The organism is Brevundimonas sp., from assembly GCF_016742135.1.
Lineage (GTDB): Bacteria > Pseudomonadota > Alphaproteobacteria > Caulobacterales > Caulobacteraceae > Brevundimonas.
Window position 1 is genome coordinate 1 of sequence record NZ_JACVCG010000004.1, and the last position, 19171, is coordinate 19171.

Annotated in this window: 23 protein-coding genes; 11 read left to right on the top strand and 12 right to left on the bottom strand. The window is 65.9% G+C overall.

Features of this window, described 5'->3' with window-relative positions:
• The 3 genes from IBJ06_RS08970 to IBJ06_RS08980 all read left to right on the top strand — a co-directional run.
• On the top strand, positions 1-568 hold a 568-nt coding region (locus IBJ06_RS08970; RefSeq protein WP_365812390.1), incomplete at its 5' end, for a nuclear transport factor 2 family protein.
• A gap of 386 nt (positions 569-954) precedes the next feature.
• A complete protein-coding gene (locus IBJ06_RS08975) occupies positions 955-1227 on the top strand; it encodes a hypothetical protein (protein WP_292159437.1) in 273 nt (90 codons plus the stop codon).
• Positions 1224-2312 carry a PA0069 family radical SAM protein gene (locus IBJ06_RS08980; RefSeq protein ID WP_292159440.1) on the top strand — a complete coding sequence of 363 codons (1089 nt, stop codon included), beginning with the start codon at positions 1224-1226 and terminating at the stop codon, positions 2310-2312. Before IBJ06_RS08975 ends, IBJ06_RS08980 begins: the two co-directional genes overlap by 4 nt.
• A 448-nt stretch (positions 2313-2760) precedes the next feature.
• Here IBJ06_RS08980 and IBJ06_RS08985 read toward each other — a convergent pair whose 3' ends face one another.
• Positions 2761-3456, bottom strand: coding sequence for an IS6 family transposase (locus IBJ06_RS08985; protein ID WP_292159442.1), 696 nt, complete (start codon positions 3454-3456; stop codon positions 2761-2763).
• Positions 3457-3738: 282 nt separating this feature from the next.
• On the opposite strand from IBJ06_RS08985, the gene IBJ06_RS08990 reads away from it, so the two are divergent.
• The 6 genes from IBJ06_RS08990 to IBJ06_RS09015 all read left to right on the top strand — a co-directional run bounded on the left by IBJ06_RS08990 (position 3739) and on the right by IBJ06_RS09015 (position 7211).
• Positions 3739-4422, top strand: coding sequence for a hypothetical protein (locus tag IBJ06_RS08990; protein WP_292159444.1), 684 nt, complete (start codon positions 3739-3741; stop codon positions 4420-4422).
• A gap of 145 nt (positions 4423-4567) precedes the next feature.
• Positions 4568-4993, top strand: a complete 426-nt coding sequence (locus IBJ06_RS08995; protein ID WP_292159446.1) for a hypothetical protein — start codon at positions 4568-4570, stop codon at positions 4991-4993.
• Positions 4983-5693, top strand: a complete 711-nt coding sequence (locus IBJ06_RS09000; protein ID WP_292159448.1) for a hypothetical protein — start codon at positions 4983-4985, stop codon at positions 5691-5693. Before IBJ06_RS08995 ends, IBJ06_RS09000 begins: the two co-directional genes overlap by 11 nt.
• Before the next feature lie 3 nt (positions 5694-5696).
• Entirely contained in the window at positions 5697-6191 is a 495-nt protein-coding gene (locus tag IBJ06_RS09005) for a hypothetical protein (RefSeq protein WP_292159450.1), read from the top strand.
• A 45-nt stretch (positions 6192-6236) separates the two neighbouring features.
• Positions 6237-6758, top strand: coding sequence for a hypothetical protein (locus tag IBJ06_RS09010; protein WP_292159452.1), 522 nt, complete (start codon positions 6237-6239; stop codon positions 6756-6758).
• Positions 6759-6800: 42 nt separating this feature from the next.
• Positions 6801-7211, top strand: a complete 411-nt coding sequence (locus tag IBJ06_RS09015) for a hypothetical protein (protein WP_292159454.1) — start codon at positions 6801-6803, stop codon at positions 7209-7211.
• Positions 7212-7263: 52 nt separating this feature from the next.
• Here IBJ06_RS09015 and IBJ06_RS09020 read toward each other — a convergent pair whose 3' ends face one another.
• From IBJ06_RS09020 to IBJ06_RS09065, 10 genes are all read right to left on the bottom strand, one after another.
• Entirely contained in the window at positions 7264-7611 is a 348-nt protein-coding gene (locus tag IBJ06_RS09020; RefSeq protein ID WP_292159457.1) for a hypothetical protein, read from the bottom strand.
• A 186-nt stretch (positions 7612-7797) separates the two neighbouring features.
• A complete protein-coding gene (locus IBJ06_RS09025) occupies positions 7798-8889 on the bottom strand; it encodes a serine hydrolase domain-containing protein (RefSeq protein WP_292159459.1) in 1092 nt (363 codons plus the stop codon).
• Between the two features lie 80 nt (positions 8890-8969).
• Positions 8970-9434 carry a hypothetical protein gene (locus IBJ06_RS09030; RefSeq protein WP_292159462.1) on the bottom strand — a complete coding sequence of 155 codons (465 nt, stop codon included), beginning with the start codon at positions 9432-9434 and terminating at the stop codon, positions 8970-8972.
• Between the two features lie 285 nt (positions 9435-9719).
• On the bottom strand, positions 9720-10169 hold the full coding sequence (locus IBJ06_RS09035; RefSeq protein ID WP_292159464.1) for a hypothetical protein: 450 nt from the start codon (positions 10167-10169) through the stop codon (positions 9720-9722).
• 2 nt (positions 10170-10171) lie between these two features.
• The gene (locus IBJ06_RS09040) at positions 10172-12271 is read right to left on the bottom strand and encodes a recombinase family protein (RefSeq protein ID WP_292159466.1); all 2100 of its coding nucleotides are present in this window, start codon (positions 12269-12271) and stop codon (positions 10172-10174) included.
• Positions 12268-12519, bottom strand: a complete 252-nt coding sequence (locus IBJ06_RS09045) for a hypothetical protein (protein WP_292159468.1) — start codon at positions 12517-12519, stop codon at positions 12268-12270. The genes IBJ06_RS09040 and IBJ06_RS09045 overlap by 4 nt, the downstream gene beginning before the upstream one ends.
• Complete coding sequence (locus tag IBJ06_RS09050) at positions 12516-13259, bottom strand: recombinase family protein (RefSeq protein ID WP_292159470.1); 744 nt, start codon at positions 13257-13259, stop codon at positions 12516-12518. The genes IBJ06_RS09045 and IBJ06_RS09050 overlap by 4 nt, the downstream gene beginning before the upstream one ends.
• The gene (locus IBJ06_RS09055) at positions 13256-13495 is read right to left on the bottom strand and encodes a hypothetical protein (protein WP_292159472.1); all 240 of its coding nucleotides are present in this window, start codon (positions 13493-13495) and stop codon (positions 13256-13258) included. The genes IBJ06_RS09050 and IBJ06_RS09055 overlap by 4 nt, the downstream gene beginning before the upstream one ends.
• 65 nt (positions 13496-13560) lie before the next feature.
• A complete protein-coding gene (locus IBJ06_RS09060) occupies positions 13561-14310 on the bottom strand; it encodes a hypothetical protein (RefSeq protein WP_292159474.1) in 750 nt (249 codons plus the stop codon).
• 140 nt (positions 14311-14450) lie between these two features.
• Entirely contained in the window at positions 14451-16220 is a 1770-nt protein-coding gene (locus IBJ06_RS09065) for a recombinase family protein (protein ID WP_292159476.1), read from the bottom strand.
• A 53-nt stretch (positions 16221-16273) separates the two neighbouring features.
• Between IBJ06_RS09065 and IBJ06_RS09070 the strand changes: the two genes are divergently transcribed.
• Complete coding sequence (locus IBJ06_RS09070; protein WP_292160161.1) at positions 16274-17116, top strand: PA0069 family radical SAM protein; 843 nt, start codon at positions 16274-16276, stop codon at positions 17114-17116.
• Positions 17117-17119: 3 nt separating this feature from the next.
• Here the strand turns inward: IBJ06_RS09070 and IBJ06_RS09075 are convergent, their stop codons facing one another.
• The gene (locus tag IBJ06_RS09075; protein WP_292159477.1) at positions 17120-18355 is read right to left on the bottom strand and encodes a class I SAM-dependent RNA methyltransferase; all 1236 of its coding nucleotides are present in this window, start codon (positions 18353-18355) and stop codon (positions 17120-17122) included.
• Between the two features lie 146 nt (positions 18356-18501).
• On the opposite strand from IBJ06_RS09075, the gene IBJ06_RS09080 reads away from it, so the two are divergent.
• Entirely contained in the window at positions 18502-19128 is a 627-nt protein-coding gene (locus IBJ06_RS09080; protein WP_292159480.1) for a hypothetical protein, read from the top strand.
• Positions 19129-19171: the final 43 nt, after the last annotated feature.

A 19171-nucleotide genomic window follows, 5' to 3' on the forward strand; every position in this document is an offset into this window, starting at 1 on the left:
CAAGGTGACAGTCGGCACAATTCTGCTCGTTTTCCGGCGAAAGCCGGATTCCAGGGGCGGTGGGCACAAGATCGCTCTGGGCTCCGGCTTTCGCCGGAGAACGGGTTTGGCTGCCTTGGCGGTGATCGCCGCGATACCTGCGCGCGCCGAAGCGCCGACGCCCGAGGCCGAAATTCGCACGGTGATTGCCGACATGGAAGCGGCCTGGAATCGAGGCGATTTCGAAGGCTATATGCGCGGCTTTCTGAACCCCGGCGTGGTGTTCGTCTCGCGCGGGCAGTTCCAGCGCGACTGGCAGGGGACGCTCGACCATTATGTCCGCGATTATGGCGGATCGCCGGAGAAGCGCGGGACGCTGCATTTCTATGACATCAGGGTGGAGATGCTGGCCCCGGATGCGGCGCAGCTGATCAGCCGCTACCATCTCGATCGGGCAGAAAGCCCGCAATATGGCATCAACACGCGGCTGATGCGCAAGGTGGGTGGCCGCTGGGTGATCGCGCTCAACCATGTCTCGTCGAGTGAGACGCCCGATCCCAACGACCCGGTCGAAGCGCACCGCCCATAAAAAAACCTCCCCTGCAAGGGGAGGTGGCTCGCCAGAGGCGAGACGGAGGGGTTTCCACTTCCAATCCGGGCGACACCCCTCCACCATCCTGCGGATGGTCCCCCTCCCCCGATGGGGAGGAATGGACTTCAGACCATTCAGACTGTTCAGACGGTTCAGGCGGCAATTTATGGAGTCCCACCTGGAGTCCCTCCACCCGACTCCACACCCGCCACCGCCCCAAACCCCAAAGCCTGCAACGGTTTGCGGGCCCTATGGAGAAAGTGGAGTCTGTTTTCGCAGACTCTCTCCATCGCCGGCATTTCAGACGGTTCAGACCATTCAGACGGTGTTTCGACAAAAGGCAAGTTCTTGAGTTGTTCTCACGCCCGACCCATATTGCCGACATGGTCCAGACGACAGCCCGCAAGGCGCCAAAGGGCAGGGGCGCGCGCTCCAATGCCACCGGCCGCTATGAGGCCCATGTGGCCGAGGCCATGGACGACGGCTGGACCTCTGACGACGCCGAGGTCGCCCCGCTGCGCACCGAGCAGCTGATCGAGCGGCCGAAGACCATCATCTCGAAGAACACCAGCCCGGATGTCGGCTTTGACCGCTCCATCAATCCCTACAAGGGCTGCGAGCACGGCTGGCCCTATTATTCTGTTACACACCCATGACCGAGGCTGTGAAACTGAGGTCATCCGTTCGAGGGCGCGGCGCAAAATCGAACGCCAGCGGCCGCTTCGAAGCCACCCAGGTCGAGGCTTTCGACGACGGGTGGACCGATGAAGACGCCACCGCTTCGACCCAGATTCCGACGACGATAACCCCACTCCGCTCTCGAACCATCATCAGTAAGAACCAGAGCCCCGACATCGGCTTTGAGCGTTCCATCAACCCATACAATGGTTGCTCCCATGGATGTAGTTACTGCTATGCGCGCCCGTCCCATGCCTACTTGGGCCTATCCCCGGGCCTGGATTTCGAGAGCCGCATCTTCTTCAAGCCCGACGCCGCGCGTCTCTTGGAACAGGAACTCAGCGCCAGGAAATACGTCTGCAAGCGCATCCACATAGGCGGCAATACAGACCCCTATCAGCCGGACGAGCGCGAACTGAAGATCACGCGTAGCGTGCTGGAGGTGGCGGCTCGGTTCAACCAGCCTGTCAGCGTCATAACTAAATCCAGCCTGATCACGCGCGACCTCGACATCTTGGGCCCGATGGGGTGCGACCGGCTGGCGACGGCATTTGTCTCCATCACGACCCTGGATCGCGGTCTGGCCCGCGCGATGGAGCCCCGGGCCTCGACACCCGCTAGACGGTTGGTAGCGATTTCCCGTCTGGCCGACGCCGGCGTGCCCGTCGGTGTCGGTTTTGCCCCTGTCATTCCCGGACTGAACGACCATGAGTTAGAGTCCGTCTTGGAAGCGGCCGCCAAGGCCGGTGCGGTGACCGCTATGTACGTCACCTTGCGCCTGCCGCTGGAGATCAAGGACCTGTTTCGCGAATGGCTGGCAGACGCCCGACCGGACCGTGCGGCCCGGGTCATGTCGCTGGTTCGCCAAACGCGCGGGGGCAAGGACTACAACGCTGACTGGGCCCAGCGGATGAAGGGCGCCGGCCCCGTAGCCGACCTGATCGGGGCTCGGTTTAAGGCGGCCGTCAAACGCTATGGGCTGGACGGACCCCGCCACGATCTGGATACGACGAGGTTCACCGTTCCACACGGGTCAAGAAGCCAGATGGACCTTTTTGAGTAGACCGCGCGAGTATGTCTGCGATGCGCCAGAAGCGGTCATTGACCTATCGCTGGGGAGCGGACGTTCAGGTCACCGGGATATAGACGGTCGAACAGAACAAGGTGCTGGTGTCAGCGGCAAACCTACGAGCGGCTAGTTTGAAAACTCCCACTCCTGAGTGACGAAGTGGCGGGCGACTTCGGCGCTCGCGTAGCAGCAGGCGTCGTGCAGGCGATCATCTTTTTCAGGACCACAAGCATCAGCGACCGCCTTGATGCAGATGAATTGAGGCGGAGCGGCCCTCGAATGCTTGCACGCGTAGTAGAAGCCATATGATTCCATGTCTACGCCCCCGATATTGTCGTTAAGAGACTGGATGCTTTCGACAACGTCAGTGTCCGCAATCACCGCAGAGCCAGAGAGTGCTGTCAACTTAACTCCCACGCATCGCCAAGTTGAGCGGCTTCGATCACGACGCCACAGCCGCATTCCAGGCAGCATGCGCCTGCGCCCGGAACGTCCGAAGCGTGCTTCGGCTGACCAAATGCCGCTGGGTGTAGAAGGTGTTGTAGACGGCGGCGTGGACCGTCAGGAACCGCTGCGCTGAGGCGGCGCTCTTGAAGCCGATCATCTGCCGCTCGCGCTTTCGGATCGGCAGATGCGAGTTCTCAGCACGGTTGTTCTCGCGGAGGCGGCCGGGGTGATGGCGGTCGCTGAGACCCAGCCGATCCAGAGCGGTCTTGTACGAGCCGAGGCCGTCCGTGACGATCGTCTCCGGCACAACTGGCTGATCCCGCAGCAGCTTTCTCAGGAAGCTTTCGGCGGTCGCGGCATCCCTTCGGCGCTCGACGGTGGAACCGAGCACCTCCCCTTCGTCGTCGACCGCGCGCCAGACGTACATGTACCGCCCGCCGATCGAGCTCACCATCTCGTCCAGATGCCAGCGCGGCGAAGGCGCCGGTCGGCGTCGCCGGAGGTTCCTGGCGATCTGCAGTCCGAACTTCCGGCACCAGTCGCGGATCGCCTCGTAGGAGACGTCGATGCCGCGTTCGGCGAGGATCTCCTCAACGTCCCGGAGGCTGAGATTGAAGCGGTAGTAGAGCCAGACCGCGCGCTTGATGACGTCGCTTTCGAACCGGTGCCGCTTGAAGCTGATTTTCGCCATAAGTCCCTGCCCTGCATGAACTTTTCAGCATATCAGTAGAGACGGGTTAGGGTTAGACTGACAGCACCATCGCAGCGGCGGTTGGCTCCGCATCCAACCACTGCCTACAGTCCCAGTATCGCCTCAAGTCGTTCCATTCTCCTCGAACCGGAGCCATAACTGATGAAATCCCTCCTAAGCGCCGCCGTTCTCGTCGCCACAACTTGCGGCGTAGCGCCTTGCCTGGCTCAGTCCATCGTACCCGGGCAGGTAGTTTTCGGAGCATTGGCTCCGGAGGACCGGGTGGATCACAGGGACGCACACTACGATTGTCATGATTTTGCGGGCGTCGCAGGCCAGTCGATCGAAATCGTCATGCGCTCCATCGACGTGGATGCCTGGGTCGCGTTGCATCGTGGACCCGGCTGCCAGGGGGACTGGGAGGACGCCGACGACGACGGCGGGTTCGGCTTTCGAGCAGCGCATCTGGAGGCGACGCTGGATCAAGGGGGCACTTGGTCGTTCCGGGCCAGCAGCGCGGATTCACGGGACGTCGGAGACTACATGATCGGGCTGGCTGTGGCGGACACGCCCGACGCCGCCCGCCTGCGCGCGGATCCCCTGACGATGACCGTCGGCAGTGAGGTGTCCGGCGAGTTGTCTCCGGTTGATGCCAACCTGGCGCCTGGGCGATATTTCGACTGCTATGAGGTCACCGTCGCCGGACCGGTGCAGGTGATGCTGAATGTCCGATCTGCGGATTTCAGCCCTGTCGGGCACGTCTACAGGGACCCGTCGTGCCGGCGGGGGTATATTGTAGAACTAGATTCCACGTCCGGGTCGGGCGAGGTTGATCCTCAAGAATTTCGCGCGTCTGGGCTGCTCCCCAGAGCAGGGAGTTATTTCATCGCGGTGACCAGCGGCGGCCTTCGGGAGACGGGCGCTTACTCGATGAACATCACCGCGGCTCCTGCGACCCGACCGTAGGGTAGATCAAGCTGGGCCCCGGCTCCGGCGTGTGCGGCGCAGAACGCTTCGGCGGCAGGCGAATGACGCAACCTGACGTCCTCTCCTTCTGACCTTGACGCTGGATGCCGCCTCCAGCTTCACTTCGATCTCCAAGGAGTGAGCGATGTCTCTGGATCGTACGATTTTGGCGTTTGCAGCGGCTCCCCTTGCGTCGAGTCTTTCGCTCGGAGCCGCCCTCAGCGCGTCCTCAGGCGCGGACCCGACGTCTTGGGTTTTCGGGACCTTGATGATCGGACTCTTCGGCCTCCTGTTCACCGTTCCTGCGACGGTGGTCGGAGGCGGCTCTTCACTTCTTTTGCTCAAGGCGACCCGCCGCGACAGCCTGCCCTGGTTCATTCTGGCAGGGGCGATCGTCGGTCTGCTCTCGGGATTGATCGTGTTGTCCAGCGGCGGAACCCCTGACGAGCACAGAGAGCCGGGCTGGGTGTTGTTGCTGATGACCGCATTCGCAGGAGCGGTGGGCGGCGCAGCGTTCGGTTTGGTCCGCGGCCATCCGACCACTGATGGCGAGGTGTCTAATGTTCTTTGAGTTCATCGCGACTTCTCCGGCTCTGGCCGGTCACATTCAGGATCCGGCCGAGTGCCGCGTCGCGTCTCCCGAGCAGATCGCGCGGTTCGAAGCCGTCCGCACCGATCCCGCCTATGCCGACGCCCGCGCTCGCAACCTCGCTTACGAGGACGAGCTGTTCGCTGAGTTCGTCATTCCCGATGGCCCATGGCGATCGCCGCCTCCCGACGCCCGCGTGCTGTTTCGAACGATCGCGCCGCCGGGCGGCCTCTACGGCAACACGATCTGGACGGCCGTCTGGCAGGAGAGCGACGGCTCCTGGTGGTTCTGGAAACAGGACCGTGACCCGCGGGTCGTCCAGCAGCCGCCCCAGCCCGGCTCCGCGCCCTCGGCCGCATCGGACACCGAGCGGTGGAAACCCTTGAGCGGTCGCCTTCGGGCGCAGAACGCGCAGGCGATCGAGGCGAGCCTCGAGGATCCTTGCCGCGCCGCGGCGGGACCTTTCTGGCCCGGCGAGGTTCCCTACGTGCCACCGCCTCCCCCTCCGGGCGTGCCCATGATTCCCCCGCCGCCTCCGACTCCGCCCGTTCCTGACTCCACCGTCGTCCATGTTCAGATGACCGAGCGGGGCCAACCGATGCGGCGGCTCGGCGCGTGGCGGACAGGGCATGGCAACCGGCTCATCGGCGCCGTCGCTTGGCCCCAACCGGAACTGGAGTAGGCGATGGTCCGTGCCGCTCTTGCCCTGGTCCTCGTCCAGGCCCCGCTGACCCCCGTGCCCGACGCTCTCCGCGCTCCTGAGGCGGAGATCGTCGTGCTCGCCACAGGCGGCCCCGGAGACCCCGTCGCCGACCGGACCGTGCGACTGATCGAGGCGCTCGAAGCCGACGGCCGGCTCATTTACGGCCGGCCTTCCTTCGACGGCGAGGTGTTTCGACACTGCGTGACGGAAGACCCGAACCCCACCACCGAACGCCGCGACTGCGTGCGGGCCGCCATTCCTGAGCGCGCCTCGGCAACGCCGTTGGTGGTCATCGTCCTCGGCGACACGCGCGAGCGCGGCTCCTATCAGAGAATGGAGTGCATAGGTCCGCTCAGCGAAGGCTATCGCCGGTCGATCTACGTCAGGGATTTCGATCACCCCAGACCCGACGTGTCGGGCGGCACGCGCGACGCGGCTCTTCGGTGCATCGAGCAGGCGCTCGCAGCCAGCAGATAAACACTCCCGCGTAACCAGCCCATGATCGCCAGGATGTCGCCCAGGATGCGCAATCTGTTTTGGACCTTCGCCTTCTGCCTTGTGACGGCTCTAGCGGCTCCATCGGCGCGGGCCGCGCAGATGACGCCTGCGGCGGAGGCCCCCGAGACGCAGGAACAGCGGCTCGACTGCAGCCGGCTCACCGACAGCCTTTACTGGTTCTGCTACGCGCTTGATCGGAGAAACTGCGGCGTGGCGGATCGCAGCCACTACTGGTTCTGCAGGGCGATCTCCGAGCGCAAATGCAATTTCGCGGATCGCTCGGACTACTGGGAGTGCCGTGCGCTCACCGAGAGGCGGTGCAACTTCGCCGACACAGATCGGTACTGGCTGTGCAAGGCGTTCACCGAGGATTGCGCCCTTGCACCGATCGAGCACCGCGACTTCTGCTATGCGATCGCTCCGGTCTATCGCGGCAGGGAGCCTTGGTGCCTCGTGAGTGAATGGTGCCCCCGTTGTCCGATGCGGACACGAAGGCATGGCTGCGTGGCGTTGGCGAAGGGACACGCCGCCGGACAGTCCGGCTAAATGGCCGATTGCTCACGGAGAACGGAAATGTCGCGGACGCATATGTTCCAGGCTGCGGTGCTGGCGATCTCACTGGGCCTTGCAGCCCCCGCCGGCCCAGCTTGTGCATGCACCTGCCTTCCCCCGGATCCCGCCGACCAGGTGGACGAGGCCGACGTCATCTTCGTCGGCAGGGTCGAGCGCGTCGTTCGCGTGGGCCAGGCTGGCGGCCGACCGATCAGCGCGACCGTCTTCAGGATCGAACGGTCGCTCAAGGGCGACGTCGGAACGTGGACCGCCGTTCGTCACCAGTCCGGTGACAGCAGCCTTTGCGGCATGCAGTTCGACCGCGACCGCGAACACGTCGTCTTCGCGCGTCGAGCCGAAGGGCGCCTTTACGCCCAGGCTTGCAGCCGGGACTGGCTGCCGCTCGAGCGATATGAAGCGGAGCTGATTAAGCTTCAGACTCGATGATCACAGGCATTGCTGAGTGGGCGAGATGGTGCCCGCATTCCTGTGGTCCCGTTCAGGTTCCCCAAGCCTCGCAGGATCCCGGCATCCAATCCACGCTGGCGCCTTCCGGTACTTGTCCGCGCCCGAGAAGCAGCTTTTCCGTGTTCGCCGGCGCCGTCACGAGCTGCTTGCCGCCCGCACGAGCCACCACCACGCAGTAGGGGGTGTTCGACGTATTCTTCGCCCAGAGCTCTCGGTACCCGTAGGTCGAGCTGTTGTAGCCGGGGGGATAATGCCAAACGGTGATTTGCCCCCATTCGGTGCTGTGAACTTCCGGTTCGGGAGACAGGAATATCGTCTCACACCCCAACAAAACCGTGGATGCCGAAACGATGAAGAAGGCTTTCAGTAGTCGCGCCATTTGCAGGATACTCTCCTTAAGTCAGACATTTGTGGAATACTTGGATGGCCCCCGATTCAGGTATCCAAGCCTCGTAGAGGAGTCCGAATCCAGCAGCGCCTCGATCGTGGAGGTTGAGAAAGAGGAAATCAGATTCCAGCACCGCAACGTCGAAGCGCTTGCGCGGCAAGAAAGTCGGATCCCAAGTCATGGCCGCCACCCGGGGATCGCGGCCGTCATGCGCCACATCATCTGGTCCAGCTTCAGGGTGACGTCCGAGCCAGGGCCGCCGGTGTTGGTCAGTGCCGCCATCACATAACCCGAGCGCGTCTTGCACATGAAGGCGGCCGTGCCGTGGATGATGCCCGTATGCCACCAGTTGTCCCACTGGTTGATCTGCCATCCGTGGCCGTAGGCCGCGCCGGCGAACGGCCCGGTGGCCATCAACCTCGCCGAGGCAGGACGCAGGATTCGTCCCGGGCCCTCCGTCCCGTCGACGGCCGTCACGAATCCGACCAACTCCCTGGCGCTGGCGATCCAGCCGCCGTTCGCGTCCATGCGGCGCACGTCCACCGCGGTCGGATCATCGAAGATCGTCAGCGCGCGATACTCCACCTCGCCGACGCCCCGCGCGCGGTCCCCGACGCGCATGCCCCCCGCACCGCAACGGGACAGGACGTCGCGACGAACCCAGCCCTCATAGGGTTCCCCCGTCACCTGCTCGATGACCCTGCCAAGGATGAGATAGGCGAAGTTCGAATAGCTTTGCCGTGTGCCGGGCGCGGCTTCCAGCGGACGCTCGGCCAGGGTTCTGGCGATGAGCTGACGTTGATCGAGGTCGGGGTGGGCGAAGACCGGATCACGCCCGTCGTTGGTCCACCCTCCTGCCGTGTGGTTGAGCAGGTGACGCACACGAAGCGCCCGGAGCGGCCCGGAGGTCGGGCCGAACCGATCGCCAAGAATGGACCCCGGTCCGAAGATCGTGGAGTCCAGGGTCAGTCGGCCCGTTTCGATGAGCCGCATGACGGCCGCCGCCGTGATCGGTTTGGAAAGGCTGGCGATGCGGAACCGGTGATCATGCGTCAGCGGGGCGCCGGCCTGGTCGGCCCTCCCCCAAGCCCCGACGAAGCCGAGCGTGCCGTTGCGCGCCATCGCGACCTGCAATCCCGGCGCGCGCGTCGCGGCGAGGAAGCTCGCGGCCTCGGCGTCGATGGCGGGGTTAGCTTGCCGCGCAAAGGTTGGCGACGTCGCCGCGAGGGCCAGTCCCCCAGCCAAGAGGTTTCTGCGCGTCTGGCTCATTACCCCTCTCTCTTCTCGCCAATTTTCAAGCGAGCCATAGACCGCGATTTTTCCCGGCCCCGCGTGCTTCAGACATGGCGTCAGTCGACTGCGCTATCTGTGATGCGCAAGGTGGCGTCGGGCGTCGCCCATTCTTCCTTTGCACCGACCCAGATGTCGTATTGGCCCGATGGCGCGGCAAAGATCACCAAGCCAGGATCGCCGCCGTTGAGGCCACTGTCGTCGTCACACGCCCAGCTCCCGTTCGGAAAATTGACCAACAAGGTCGTGTCCGCTTTCGAATGCACCAAGAACACCAAGGGGGCTTCGCCAGCGGTGTAGTCGACCACGAAGTGAGGGCCTCGCGACACGAAGCCCCGGCAACTTGGAAGCAGTTCAGTGACGTCGATGTTCTCCAGTCCGCCGGCCTTTAGCTCCACGGCGTGCTCCCCGCCTGCGGCCAAGCTCACCCGACCATAGATGGGCTCAATTCCTATCTCCTGCGCGTTCACCGATGCGGCGAGCGTGAGCTGCAGCGCCGAGGCGACGAAAAGAGCTTTGATCATGACTGTCATCCTTTCCCCAAGACGATGAAGGTTTTCGTTTAGACCTCCAACCCTCTTAAAGCTGATGGTTGCGACCCGGAGGTTGTCGCGCGCGCTATTGCAGCGTCGCAATCCTTGCACTGCTGGCGACGGGAAACGATCGCTCCCGTTGCCTGCTACGAGTGAGACGCGGATGTGCTGGGTCTTAGCTCCAGTGCCGGGCCTGAAGCGGACGGGTCGAAGGTCGGCCATGAGTCAGTTCCGGTCATCGGTCGTCTAATCCGCTAGCACTTCGCGGCGTCGGGACTACAGGTACCCTCCCCCCGCGCGCCACGCGGCCACGGCGCCATTGAGCGGCGCGTTGGTGTCGCGGATCATCATCTGATCAGGCAGCGTGCCGACCGCGAAGGCCGTGTGTTCGTTGAGCCAGACGTCAACGTGGCCTTCAACATAGCCTGGGTACTGGTCCGCCAGACCGCGGATGGCGTGGTCGCTACCGATGAGAACCAAGCCAAGGGCAAACCGCAGGTCGGACCCGTCGCTATTCCCTTCCAGATGACATTTCATTGTTCCGGGCAGATCGGCCACGTGATGCGAATACAGCGTGATACCCGGCGTCAGGTCCACCCAGCCTTGGCCCGGGATTTTGACCGTCAGCGTTGACTGCATGATCAGTGCGATGTCGCCCGGACCCGGACGCAGGACCGGGCCGCTACGGAAGCAGTGCGCGTGTTGAAAAACGTAGTCAGGCACCATGTCTATTCATCTTCCGTGGGGACGCCGAACTGTCCGATGACGACGACGAAGGCTTCCGGAGCGCCAATGCGGATCGGCGGCAACGGCAGGTGCATCGACGGGATGGGCTCGGCGAACGCGAGGCGTTTCCACTCTTCGTCGGAGCGTTCGATGTGGTTCCAGACATGGCCCGAGCGCTTCGGGCCGCACGAGATGCTCCGAATTTCGCCAGCCCTGTCGAGGTAGCGGAGTACATTCAGGACGCGTCGCCCGTGTGATCCGGCCGGGCTATAGTCGGGCTCCCAGTCCGACGCGTAGCCCTCCGCCTTGACGATGGCATCGATGATGGAACGGCGGGTCAGGGGAACGTCCGTGTCGTCCAACATCCGCGCCACCAAGGGCAAGTCGGCGTAAGTCTGGGCGTCAAGTCGGTCATCTTCCGGAATGTAATCAGTATAATAGCGGAACCGCACAGTCGCGGGGTCCTGCACTGTTCCCGGATGTGAAGAATGCAGGATGACACCAGCGTCGTCCGCCAGGTCGACCAGGGCCGAGAGCGGGCCTTCGACGGTGACGCGCACGGGTCCCTGGCCGCGCTTGTCGATGCGCTCCAGCTCGATGGGGGTCAGGGTGACGCGCTCGATCAGGCCGCGCAGGGTGTCGCGGGCGCGGCCGGCTTCGCGGTCGTCGCCGGCGAGGGCGGAGCGCAGGTCGTCGAGCATGGCGTCCAGGCGGGCGATCACGGCCTCGGCCTCCAGGGGCGCGGGGGCGGGACGCGGCTTGACCTTGGTCTGGCGCTCGAAGCGCTGGCGCTCGGCCTCCAGCCGGTCCAGCTCCTTCATCATCAGCTCGCCCGCCAGGCCCTGGACGCGGCCGTCGCGGACCGTGTCCATGATATTGGCGATCTGGCGCTCCACCTCATTTAGATGGGTGGCCCCGGCCTCGGTGCGGGCGGCCAGTTCGGCGTTGGCGCGCTCGATCTCGGCGCGATACTCGGCGAGGTAGGGCTCAATCAGTTCGGGCTTCAGCAGCCGGCCCTTGAGGCCCCATAGCACCAGGTCCTCCAGGTCCTCGCGGGCCACGCGGCGGCGGTTGTCGCAGGTCCCCTCGCGGGCCGAGCCGATGCAGCTCAGCTTGTCGGAGACGACCGCATAGGCCTTGCCGCAGACGCCGCAGCGGATGAGACCCGAGAGCAGATAGTCGGGGCGACGCCGTCCCCGGAAACTTGAGGGGGCGACGCGGCGGGCCTCGATGCGATCCTGGACGGCCTGGAACAGTTCGTCCTCGACGATGCGCAGGTGGGGCACGGGGATGACCAGGCGTTCGCCCTGGGGGGTGACCTTGGCCTTGGAGGTGCCCTTGTGGCGGTTGTGCTTGGTGACGGTGCGGCCCCATTCGTTGACGCCGACATAGAGCCTGTTGCGCAGGATTCCGGTGCCGACGTCGCGGTTGCCGTAGATGGCGCCGGGCAGCCAGGGTCCGCCTCGGGGACCGGGCACGCCCTCGGCGTTGAGGGCCTTGGCGATCTCCAGGGGGGTCATGCCGGCGACGTAGTCGGTCATGATGCGGCGGACGACGGCGGCCTGGACGGGATCGGGCTCGCGCTGGCCGTTCTTGCCGTTCAGCGCCAGGACCATGCGATAGCCGTAGGCGGGCTGCCCGGAGATGCGGCCGTCCTTGACGGTGCCCTCCTGGCCTCGGCGGGTCTTCTCGGCCTGCCCCTTCACATAGCGGGCGTTCTGGGCGGCCTTGAAGGCGACCTCCATGTCGCTGACCACGCCGGAGGAGACGGTGCAGACGACGATGTCCAGGGCCTCCATTTCCTCCAGCATCCCGTGGGTGCCCGAGGCGCTGCGGCTGAGGCGGTCCAGGTCCTCGACGAGGATGACGGTGAACTCTCCCCGGTCGGCGGCGGCCAGCATGGCGAACAGGCCGGAGCGCCCGATCACCGTGGTGCCGCTGCGCTCGGCGTCGTGATAGGCGCCGGCCTCGACCCAGCCTTGGCGCTCGGCGTAGGCGCGGCAGAGGGTCAACTGGTCCTCGATCGACTTGAACGTCTGGTGGCCGGTCGAATAGCGGGCGTAGACGGCGTAGCGGGTGCCCGACGGCGGCAGGGCGCTCAAGACCCGGCCTCCTCGACCCCGTCGTCATCGAAGATGCTGTCATCGAAGACCTCGATGACGATGTCCATCTCCTCCATGGCCTCCATCGCCTCCAGCAACGCCTGGGCGCCCAAGGCGCCGTGGTCGGGCCGGTCCAGGTCCTCGACCCCGCCATCCTGCTCGGCACAGGCCCGGCACCGGGGCTGCCGGTCGGTGGAGTAGCGGGCGTAGAGGGCGACGCGTGCGCGGGGCGGCGGCGGGGCGCTCACGACTTGACCTTCCGGCGCTTCTTCTCAGCGTGGCCGTAACGCGCCCTGAGCGAACGCTCCTGGCGGAGAGACTCGGTCATGACGCTCCTGAACGCCACGTCCAGATCGGTGACGACGCCGCCGACGACGGTGTGGACGGCGACGCCCAGGGTCTTCAGCTCCGCCAGCAGACGAGGGACCTGCGAGGCGTCGCGGCTCAGGCGGGACACGTCCTCGACCAGCACGACGTCGAAGGCGCCACGTCCGGCCTCCGCGATCATCGCATCGAGGCTGGGGCGGGACCCCGTCATGCCGCTGACGGCGTTGTCCTTGTAGACCGTGACCGTCTCCCAGCCCCGCTCGGCCGCATAGGCCTCGCAGGCGTTCCACTGGTCGGCGAGCGGATAGGGCGTCGCCCGAGAGGCGCTGGCGCAGCGCAGATAGATCGCGCAGCGGTGAGCCGGGCTGGGGGCCGGAACGGGGGCGGCGGCGGGAACATCGTCTTGCGGCCCGTCATCTTGCGGGACGGCGGCGATGGTGACGACGCGGCCGGCGCCGGCGTCGGCGACGATGACCTCGAACTCCCCGTCGCCGAGGCGATCGACCAGGCCGTTCAATCGGGCTCCCGCCAGCCCGACACCGGGGCGATCCTCGTCGATCATGGTCACGACCCGCAGACCGGCGCGCTCGGCGTGCCGGGCGCAGGTCGTCAGGGTCGATCCTCCGGCCATGTAGAGCGCGGCCCGCGCCGGGGCCGTCACTGGACGCCTCCCAGGACCTCGGCGCGGGCCGTAATCCGCGCCAGCGACAGCATCAGGGGCAGCAGTTCGGCCGTCTCATCATCGAGGCCGTTGCTCAGGCGGTGTTCGGCCTGGGCCTGGCGCTGATGGCTGAGCAGGCAGCCGAACGAGGCGTCGCCGTGGATCGGCCGGGGTTGAAAGGCCGATGCGCCGTCCGGTTCGAACGGCGCATCATGGATGGGATCGGCATAGGACATCAGGCGGCTCCTTCATTGTGAGTGGAGCGCCTATTAGGTCTACGGTCTATTGTGAGTCAAGGTCTTTATGAGGTGGACTCGGGCGGCGGCAGGTCGTTGACGGCCGCGTGGAGCGCCAGAAGGGTGGGCAGGCCGACCTCGATGGTGATCAGACAGTCGGTCTGCGCGGATGCGTCACCGGCATTGGGAGGTTCCGACCAGGCCTCGGCGGGGGCGTAATGTTCGTGGAAGGCCTCGACCTCCTCCAGCCGTTTCCAGGGGCGGCCCAGATGAATCTCAGCCGCGAGGCCGGGCACATAGCTGACGACGCGCAGGGCGCGGGCGTAACCGGGGCGGAACGAACCGCCGGCGGCGGCCGACTTGACCACCATCCACTGCATTGAGAACTCCGCCTCGGATACGCCGCTCGTCGGTTGTTCCCAGTCCGTCATATAGGCCTCGTGCCACTCGGCTATCGCCGGAGCGTTGGCGATCAGCCGTTCGACGGCGTCGGCGAACCCGACCTTCTCGCGCAGGAAATCCATCCAGGCCGGCATGTCCTCGCGCTGCATGTCCCGGTTCGGATCGTCGGGGTGCGGAACCAGGGATCGCAGGTTATGGACGGCGGCGACGGTGCCTTGGGGACTGCTGTCGCCACAGGTCGCCAGCAGCAGGGTCGCGGCGTCCTTGACGGTCATGATCGCCGCGCCGACGCCCCGCTTCGAGGACCGGATCAATCCCTCGTCGCGGACCTGCCGGGCGATATGAGCGATGGTCGCCTGGCCCCGACGGTCATGCCGAGCGATGGCTTCGATGAGAGCGGGAAGGCGCGCCAAACGTGATGTCTCCTGACGTGGAACTATCTCCCCTTAGCGCATTGTGCTCTCAACTCCAAAAGAGCCTTGGCGTGCCGGTCTTATCATCCACGGCTTGAATCGCGACGTCCTCGACATCGAGGTGGGAACGGCATTCGTAGTCAGTTTCCCTTGCGATGACGCCGGATGTAAGTGGCCAACCAGCCCGCGTTCGCGGGGGCCGGTCCGGTCCAAGGTTGCTCGTCTACCGGATAGTTTGAGAGGGTCGTTTCCACTCGCTCCGCCAAGGCCGGAGCGTCCAAATCTGGAAACACCGCTTGCGTGAATGCCAGTCCATCGAAGCGCATGATGACCTTCCCATTGTTGTCGAACAGGCAGGCTAAGACACCTCCCGGCAGGAACAGGCCGATCTGACGTCCATCGCCGGGATCGACGCTGCACACGACCTTGCAGCCCAGTCCGACGATCGCATTGTGGACGCGCAGCCGCGCCGCCTGGCGGGTCGCCGGATCGGGGTCGTCAAGAGCGTCGCGAACGTCCCGGACCCGCTCCAGGTGCTCGGCCGGGCTCACAGCTCCCTTCGCCGCTTCCAGCGCCTTGGCGGCGTCGTCACGTTGCTCCATCAGATTGCGGAGGGATCGTTCGGCATCGACCAGCTTCGCTTCGATCGCCTCCGAGGCGCCAATCCGGCCAAGGGCCTCGACCCACCGATCGACCTGCTCCTTCTGGTTGGAGATCGCCTTCTCAAGGTCGGCGAGAACCGCCGCCGAGGAAGCGGTCTGGTCCGGCTCGGCGAAGTAGCGATCATCGAGCGCGAGGTGGAGGATTTCATCCAACGCGGCGCGCTCGAATGGGTCGTAACGGAACATGGCCTTCTGCGAGCATCCGCGCCGGCGCGCCGCGAAGTTGCACTGCCAATAGCGGTTGGCATTCGGCTGTCCGCTGGACCGAAGATGCATCCGGTTGCCGCAGGACTCGCACACGACAACGCCGGCGAACAAATTGGCGACGCTTCGGGTGTGGCGCCCCCCTTTCCGGGGGCCGGTCTTTCGCGATTCCACCTGAGCCCGAGCTCGCGCCACAAGGTCCGCATCGACGATCCGGGGGTAGTAGCCGACGATGCGTTGGTCGAACTTGGTCCGCTTGGCGCTAGTGTTGGAGAAGCCAGGCACATAGTCGCCTTCGACCGAAGGCTGGCTGAGGATCAGCTTGACCGAGCCGATTTCCCACGTCGGAGTCGACTCTGGCTTGCGCCATTTGCCCCACGCGGGGATGCCCCGCTCATTCAGCTCCTTCGCGATCCAACGCGCACCCTTGCCCTGGGCCGCCATCTCATAGACGTCGCGGACCATCTGCGCGCGATCCTCGATAATCTCGAAGCCGCTCCGGTCGGCCTTGGCGATCAACCAACCGGGCGCCTTTGCGGTGATGATCTGCCCCGTGGTCCGAGCCCGTTCCATGTTGCGGCCTATGCGGTCGAGCACACGTTCCGACTTCTGCTGGCTCTCGTCGTTCGCCAGCTTGGCTCGCATCAGAATTTCGAACACGCCCATGAGGTCGGCGCGAAGCCCCGCATCGTCAAAGACCTTGCCGCCATCGACAGTGGCGATGGTCAGCCCCGCCGCACACAGGTCCTCCATCCAGCGGAGGGTCGTCCGGGTCTCCTGACGAGACAGCCGATCCAGCTTCTCGACAACCAGGACCGTTCCAGCTCCGACGCTGCCGTCACGCACGCGGTTGGCAAAGAGGCCGAGTTCTCCGGCGGACAGGTGCGCCCCTGTCCATGCCGACCGTCCCAAGTCCTCAATCACCTCATCGACAGGCCATCCCCGCTGCTCACAGAATTGTTGGCAGAGCTCCAGTTGCCGGTCGCGACTGGCTCCCCTCTCCTGCTTGGGCGTCGAAAAGCGTATGTAGATAACAGCACGCATGGGCGAAGTTTAAGCTGCGTGCTCCCGTGCGTGCAATAGGATCGTAGGGCTGTATCTACTGCTATGCCCGACCCTCTCACGCCTGGATGGGCCTGTCCCCGGGGCTGGATTTCGAGAGCCGGATCTTCGTCAAGCCGGACGCCGCCCACCTGCTGGAGCAGGAGCTGGCCCATCCGAAATACGTCTGCAAACGCATCCACGTCGGCGGCAACACCGACCCCTATCAGCCGGTCGAGGACGAGCGGCAAACAACCCGCAGCCTATTGCAGGTCATGCAGCGCTTCAATCAGCCCTTCAGCCTGATCACCAAGTCGTTCCGGGTCACCCGCGACCTCGACATCCTCGGCCCCATGGGGCGCGAGAACCTGGCCCAGGTGTTCATCTCGATCACCACGCTGGACCGCTCGCTGGCCCGGGCGATGGAGCCGCGCGCCTCGACCCCCGAGCGGCGGCTGGAGGCGATCAAACGCCTGTCCGATGCCGGCGTGCCCGTCGGCGTCGGCTTTGCCCCCGTCATCCCGGGCCTCAACGACCATGAGCTGGAGGATGTGCTGAAGGCGGCGGCAAAGGCCGGGGCCAGCCGCGCCATGTATGTCACCCTGCGCCTGCCGCTCGAGATCAAGGATCTGTTCCGCGAGTGGCTGGAGGATGCCCGGCCGGACCGCGCGAAACGGGTCATGTCGCTGGCCCGCCAGACGCGGGGCGGCCGCGACTATGACGCCGACTGGTCCCAGCGGATGAAGGGCACCGGTCCGGTCGCCCAGCTGATCGCCACCCGCTATCGCGCGGCTGCCAGACGCTATGGCCTCGACCAGCCCCACCCCCTGCTGGACATCACCCGCTTCCGCGTCCCGCCCGAGTTCCGACCCCAGATGGACCTGTTCGACCTGGCGTGAGGCCTAGCGTCGGAAGGTGCCGACCAGTTCGACGTGGGCGGACCACAGGAACTGGTCCACGGGGGTGACGGCCTCCAGCACAAAGCCCGCGTCGACCAGCAGCCGGGCATCGCGGGCAAAGGTCACGGGGTTGCACGACACCCCGACCACGGTCGAGGCGCCCGAGGCCGCGATCTGCTCGACCTGGGCCTGGGCTCCGGCGCGGGGCGGGTCGAAGACCACCGTGTCGATGCCCTTCAGGTCATGCGGTGTCAGGGGCCGGCGGAACAGGTCGCGGGCTACCGCCTCGATCGGCGACAGGCCCTTCAGCCCCGCCCGCCCGGCCTTCAGCGCGGCAATGCCGCCCTCGGCGGCGTCGGCGGCCAGCACCGGCGCGACCGAGGCCAGCGGAAAGGTAAAGGTGCCCGCGCCACAGAACAGGTCGGCGATCCGCTTCGCCCCCTTCACGCCGTCGAGCACCCGGGCGACCATGGCGGCCTCGGCCTCGGGCACGGCCTGCAGGAAGCCGCCGGGCGGAAGAGTCACCTCGGCGCCCCCGAAGCGAACCCGCGGCGCCCGGCGCATGGCCAGCACCTCGCCCGCCAGACTCAGCCGCGCCAGATCGGCGGCCACGGCGGCGCGGATGGCCTGCTGGCGGCGGTCGGCGGGCAGGCCGCCCGAGCGCCGCTCGACCCCGGTGACGTCGACGTCCAGACCGGTCTCGGTCAGGGTCACATGCAGGGTCGGGGCCGACTTCGGATGGTCGAGAAAGGCCGCCGCCACCGGGATCAGCCGGGGCAGGGCCGCGACCAGGCGCGGATCGGCGATGACGCAGGTCTGGATCGGCACCAGCGCCCACGACCGTCGCCCCTTGAAGCCGAGGCTGACGGTGCCGTCAGCGGCCCGCCGGGCATGCAGGGCCAGCCGACGCCGCGTGGCGGGCGGGACGCCGACGGTCGGCCGGATGTCGGTCTCCAGCCCCTGTCGGCCAAGCGCCATTCGCACCTGCTCGCCCTTCCACGCCAGATAGGGCTCGGTCCGCCAGTGCTGCAGGGCGCAGCCGCCGCAGGTGCCGAAGTGGGGACAGGGCGGCACCTGTCGCTCGGGCGAAGGCGCGACCAGCGTCAGCCCCTCGGCGCGGCCGTCGCGCACCTCGGCCTCGATCACCTCCCCCGCCAGGGTCAGGGGGGCGAACACCGGACCGGGGGCCACCCCGTCGCCCTGGGCGCCCACATGGGAAATCGTCAGCCGTTCGCGCATGGCGCCTCCAAGCAGCTTTCTGGCGGCAGGGCAAACGCCTGAAACCTGAACGAAGATGAACGGCCCGCTCAAATCCCGTTCAGTCGCGGTCCCCTACAAGGACGGTGACAGGGGCCAGAGGGCTCCGGGATTTCAAGGAGCCGACCATGCAGAAGACCACGATCCGCGCCGGTATCATTGCCTCGGCTCTGGCCGCCGCCGGCCTCATGGCCGCCAGCCCGACCGCTGCCCAGAGCTATGGCGGCTACGGTTACGGCCAAGGCTATGGCCAATCCTACCCGCAGCAATCGTATTGCCAATCCGACCGCCAGCAACGCCAGGCCGCCGGTGCTACCTTCGGCGCCGTACTTGGGGCCGTCGCCGGATCCCAGGTCAGCGCCCGGGGCCGTCGCACCGAAGGCAGCGTCATCGGCGGCGTGCTTGGCGCTGTGGTCGGCGCCGGCGTCGGCGGAGGCTCCGCCCAGCAGTGCCAGCCCGGCTATGACCAGCGCGGCTATGCCCATCAGGGCTATGGCTATGACGATCGTGGCTACGACAACCGCAGCTACGGCTATCAGCAGCCCCAGCCCCGCCAGCCCTACGGCTACGACCCCCGCTACGATGACCGTCGTTACGACGACCGTCGTTACGATGACCGGGGCTACGACTACGACGCTCGCGGCCAGGACTGCCGCCTGAGCGAAAGCATCATCCGCCTTCCCGACGGCCGTCAGGAGGTGCGCTACGTCCGCGCCTGCCGCGACGCCCGGGGTCAGTATCGCGTCGTCGACTAATTTCAGCCCCCCTGTCTGTCGACGACGTGGAGGGACGCCGCCG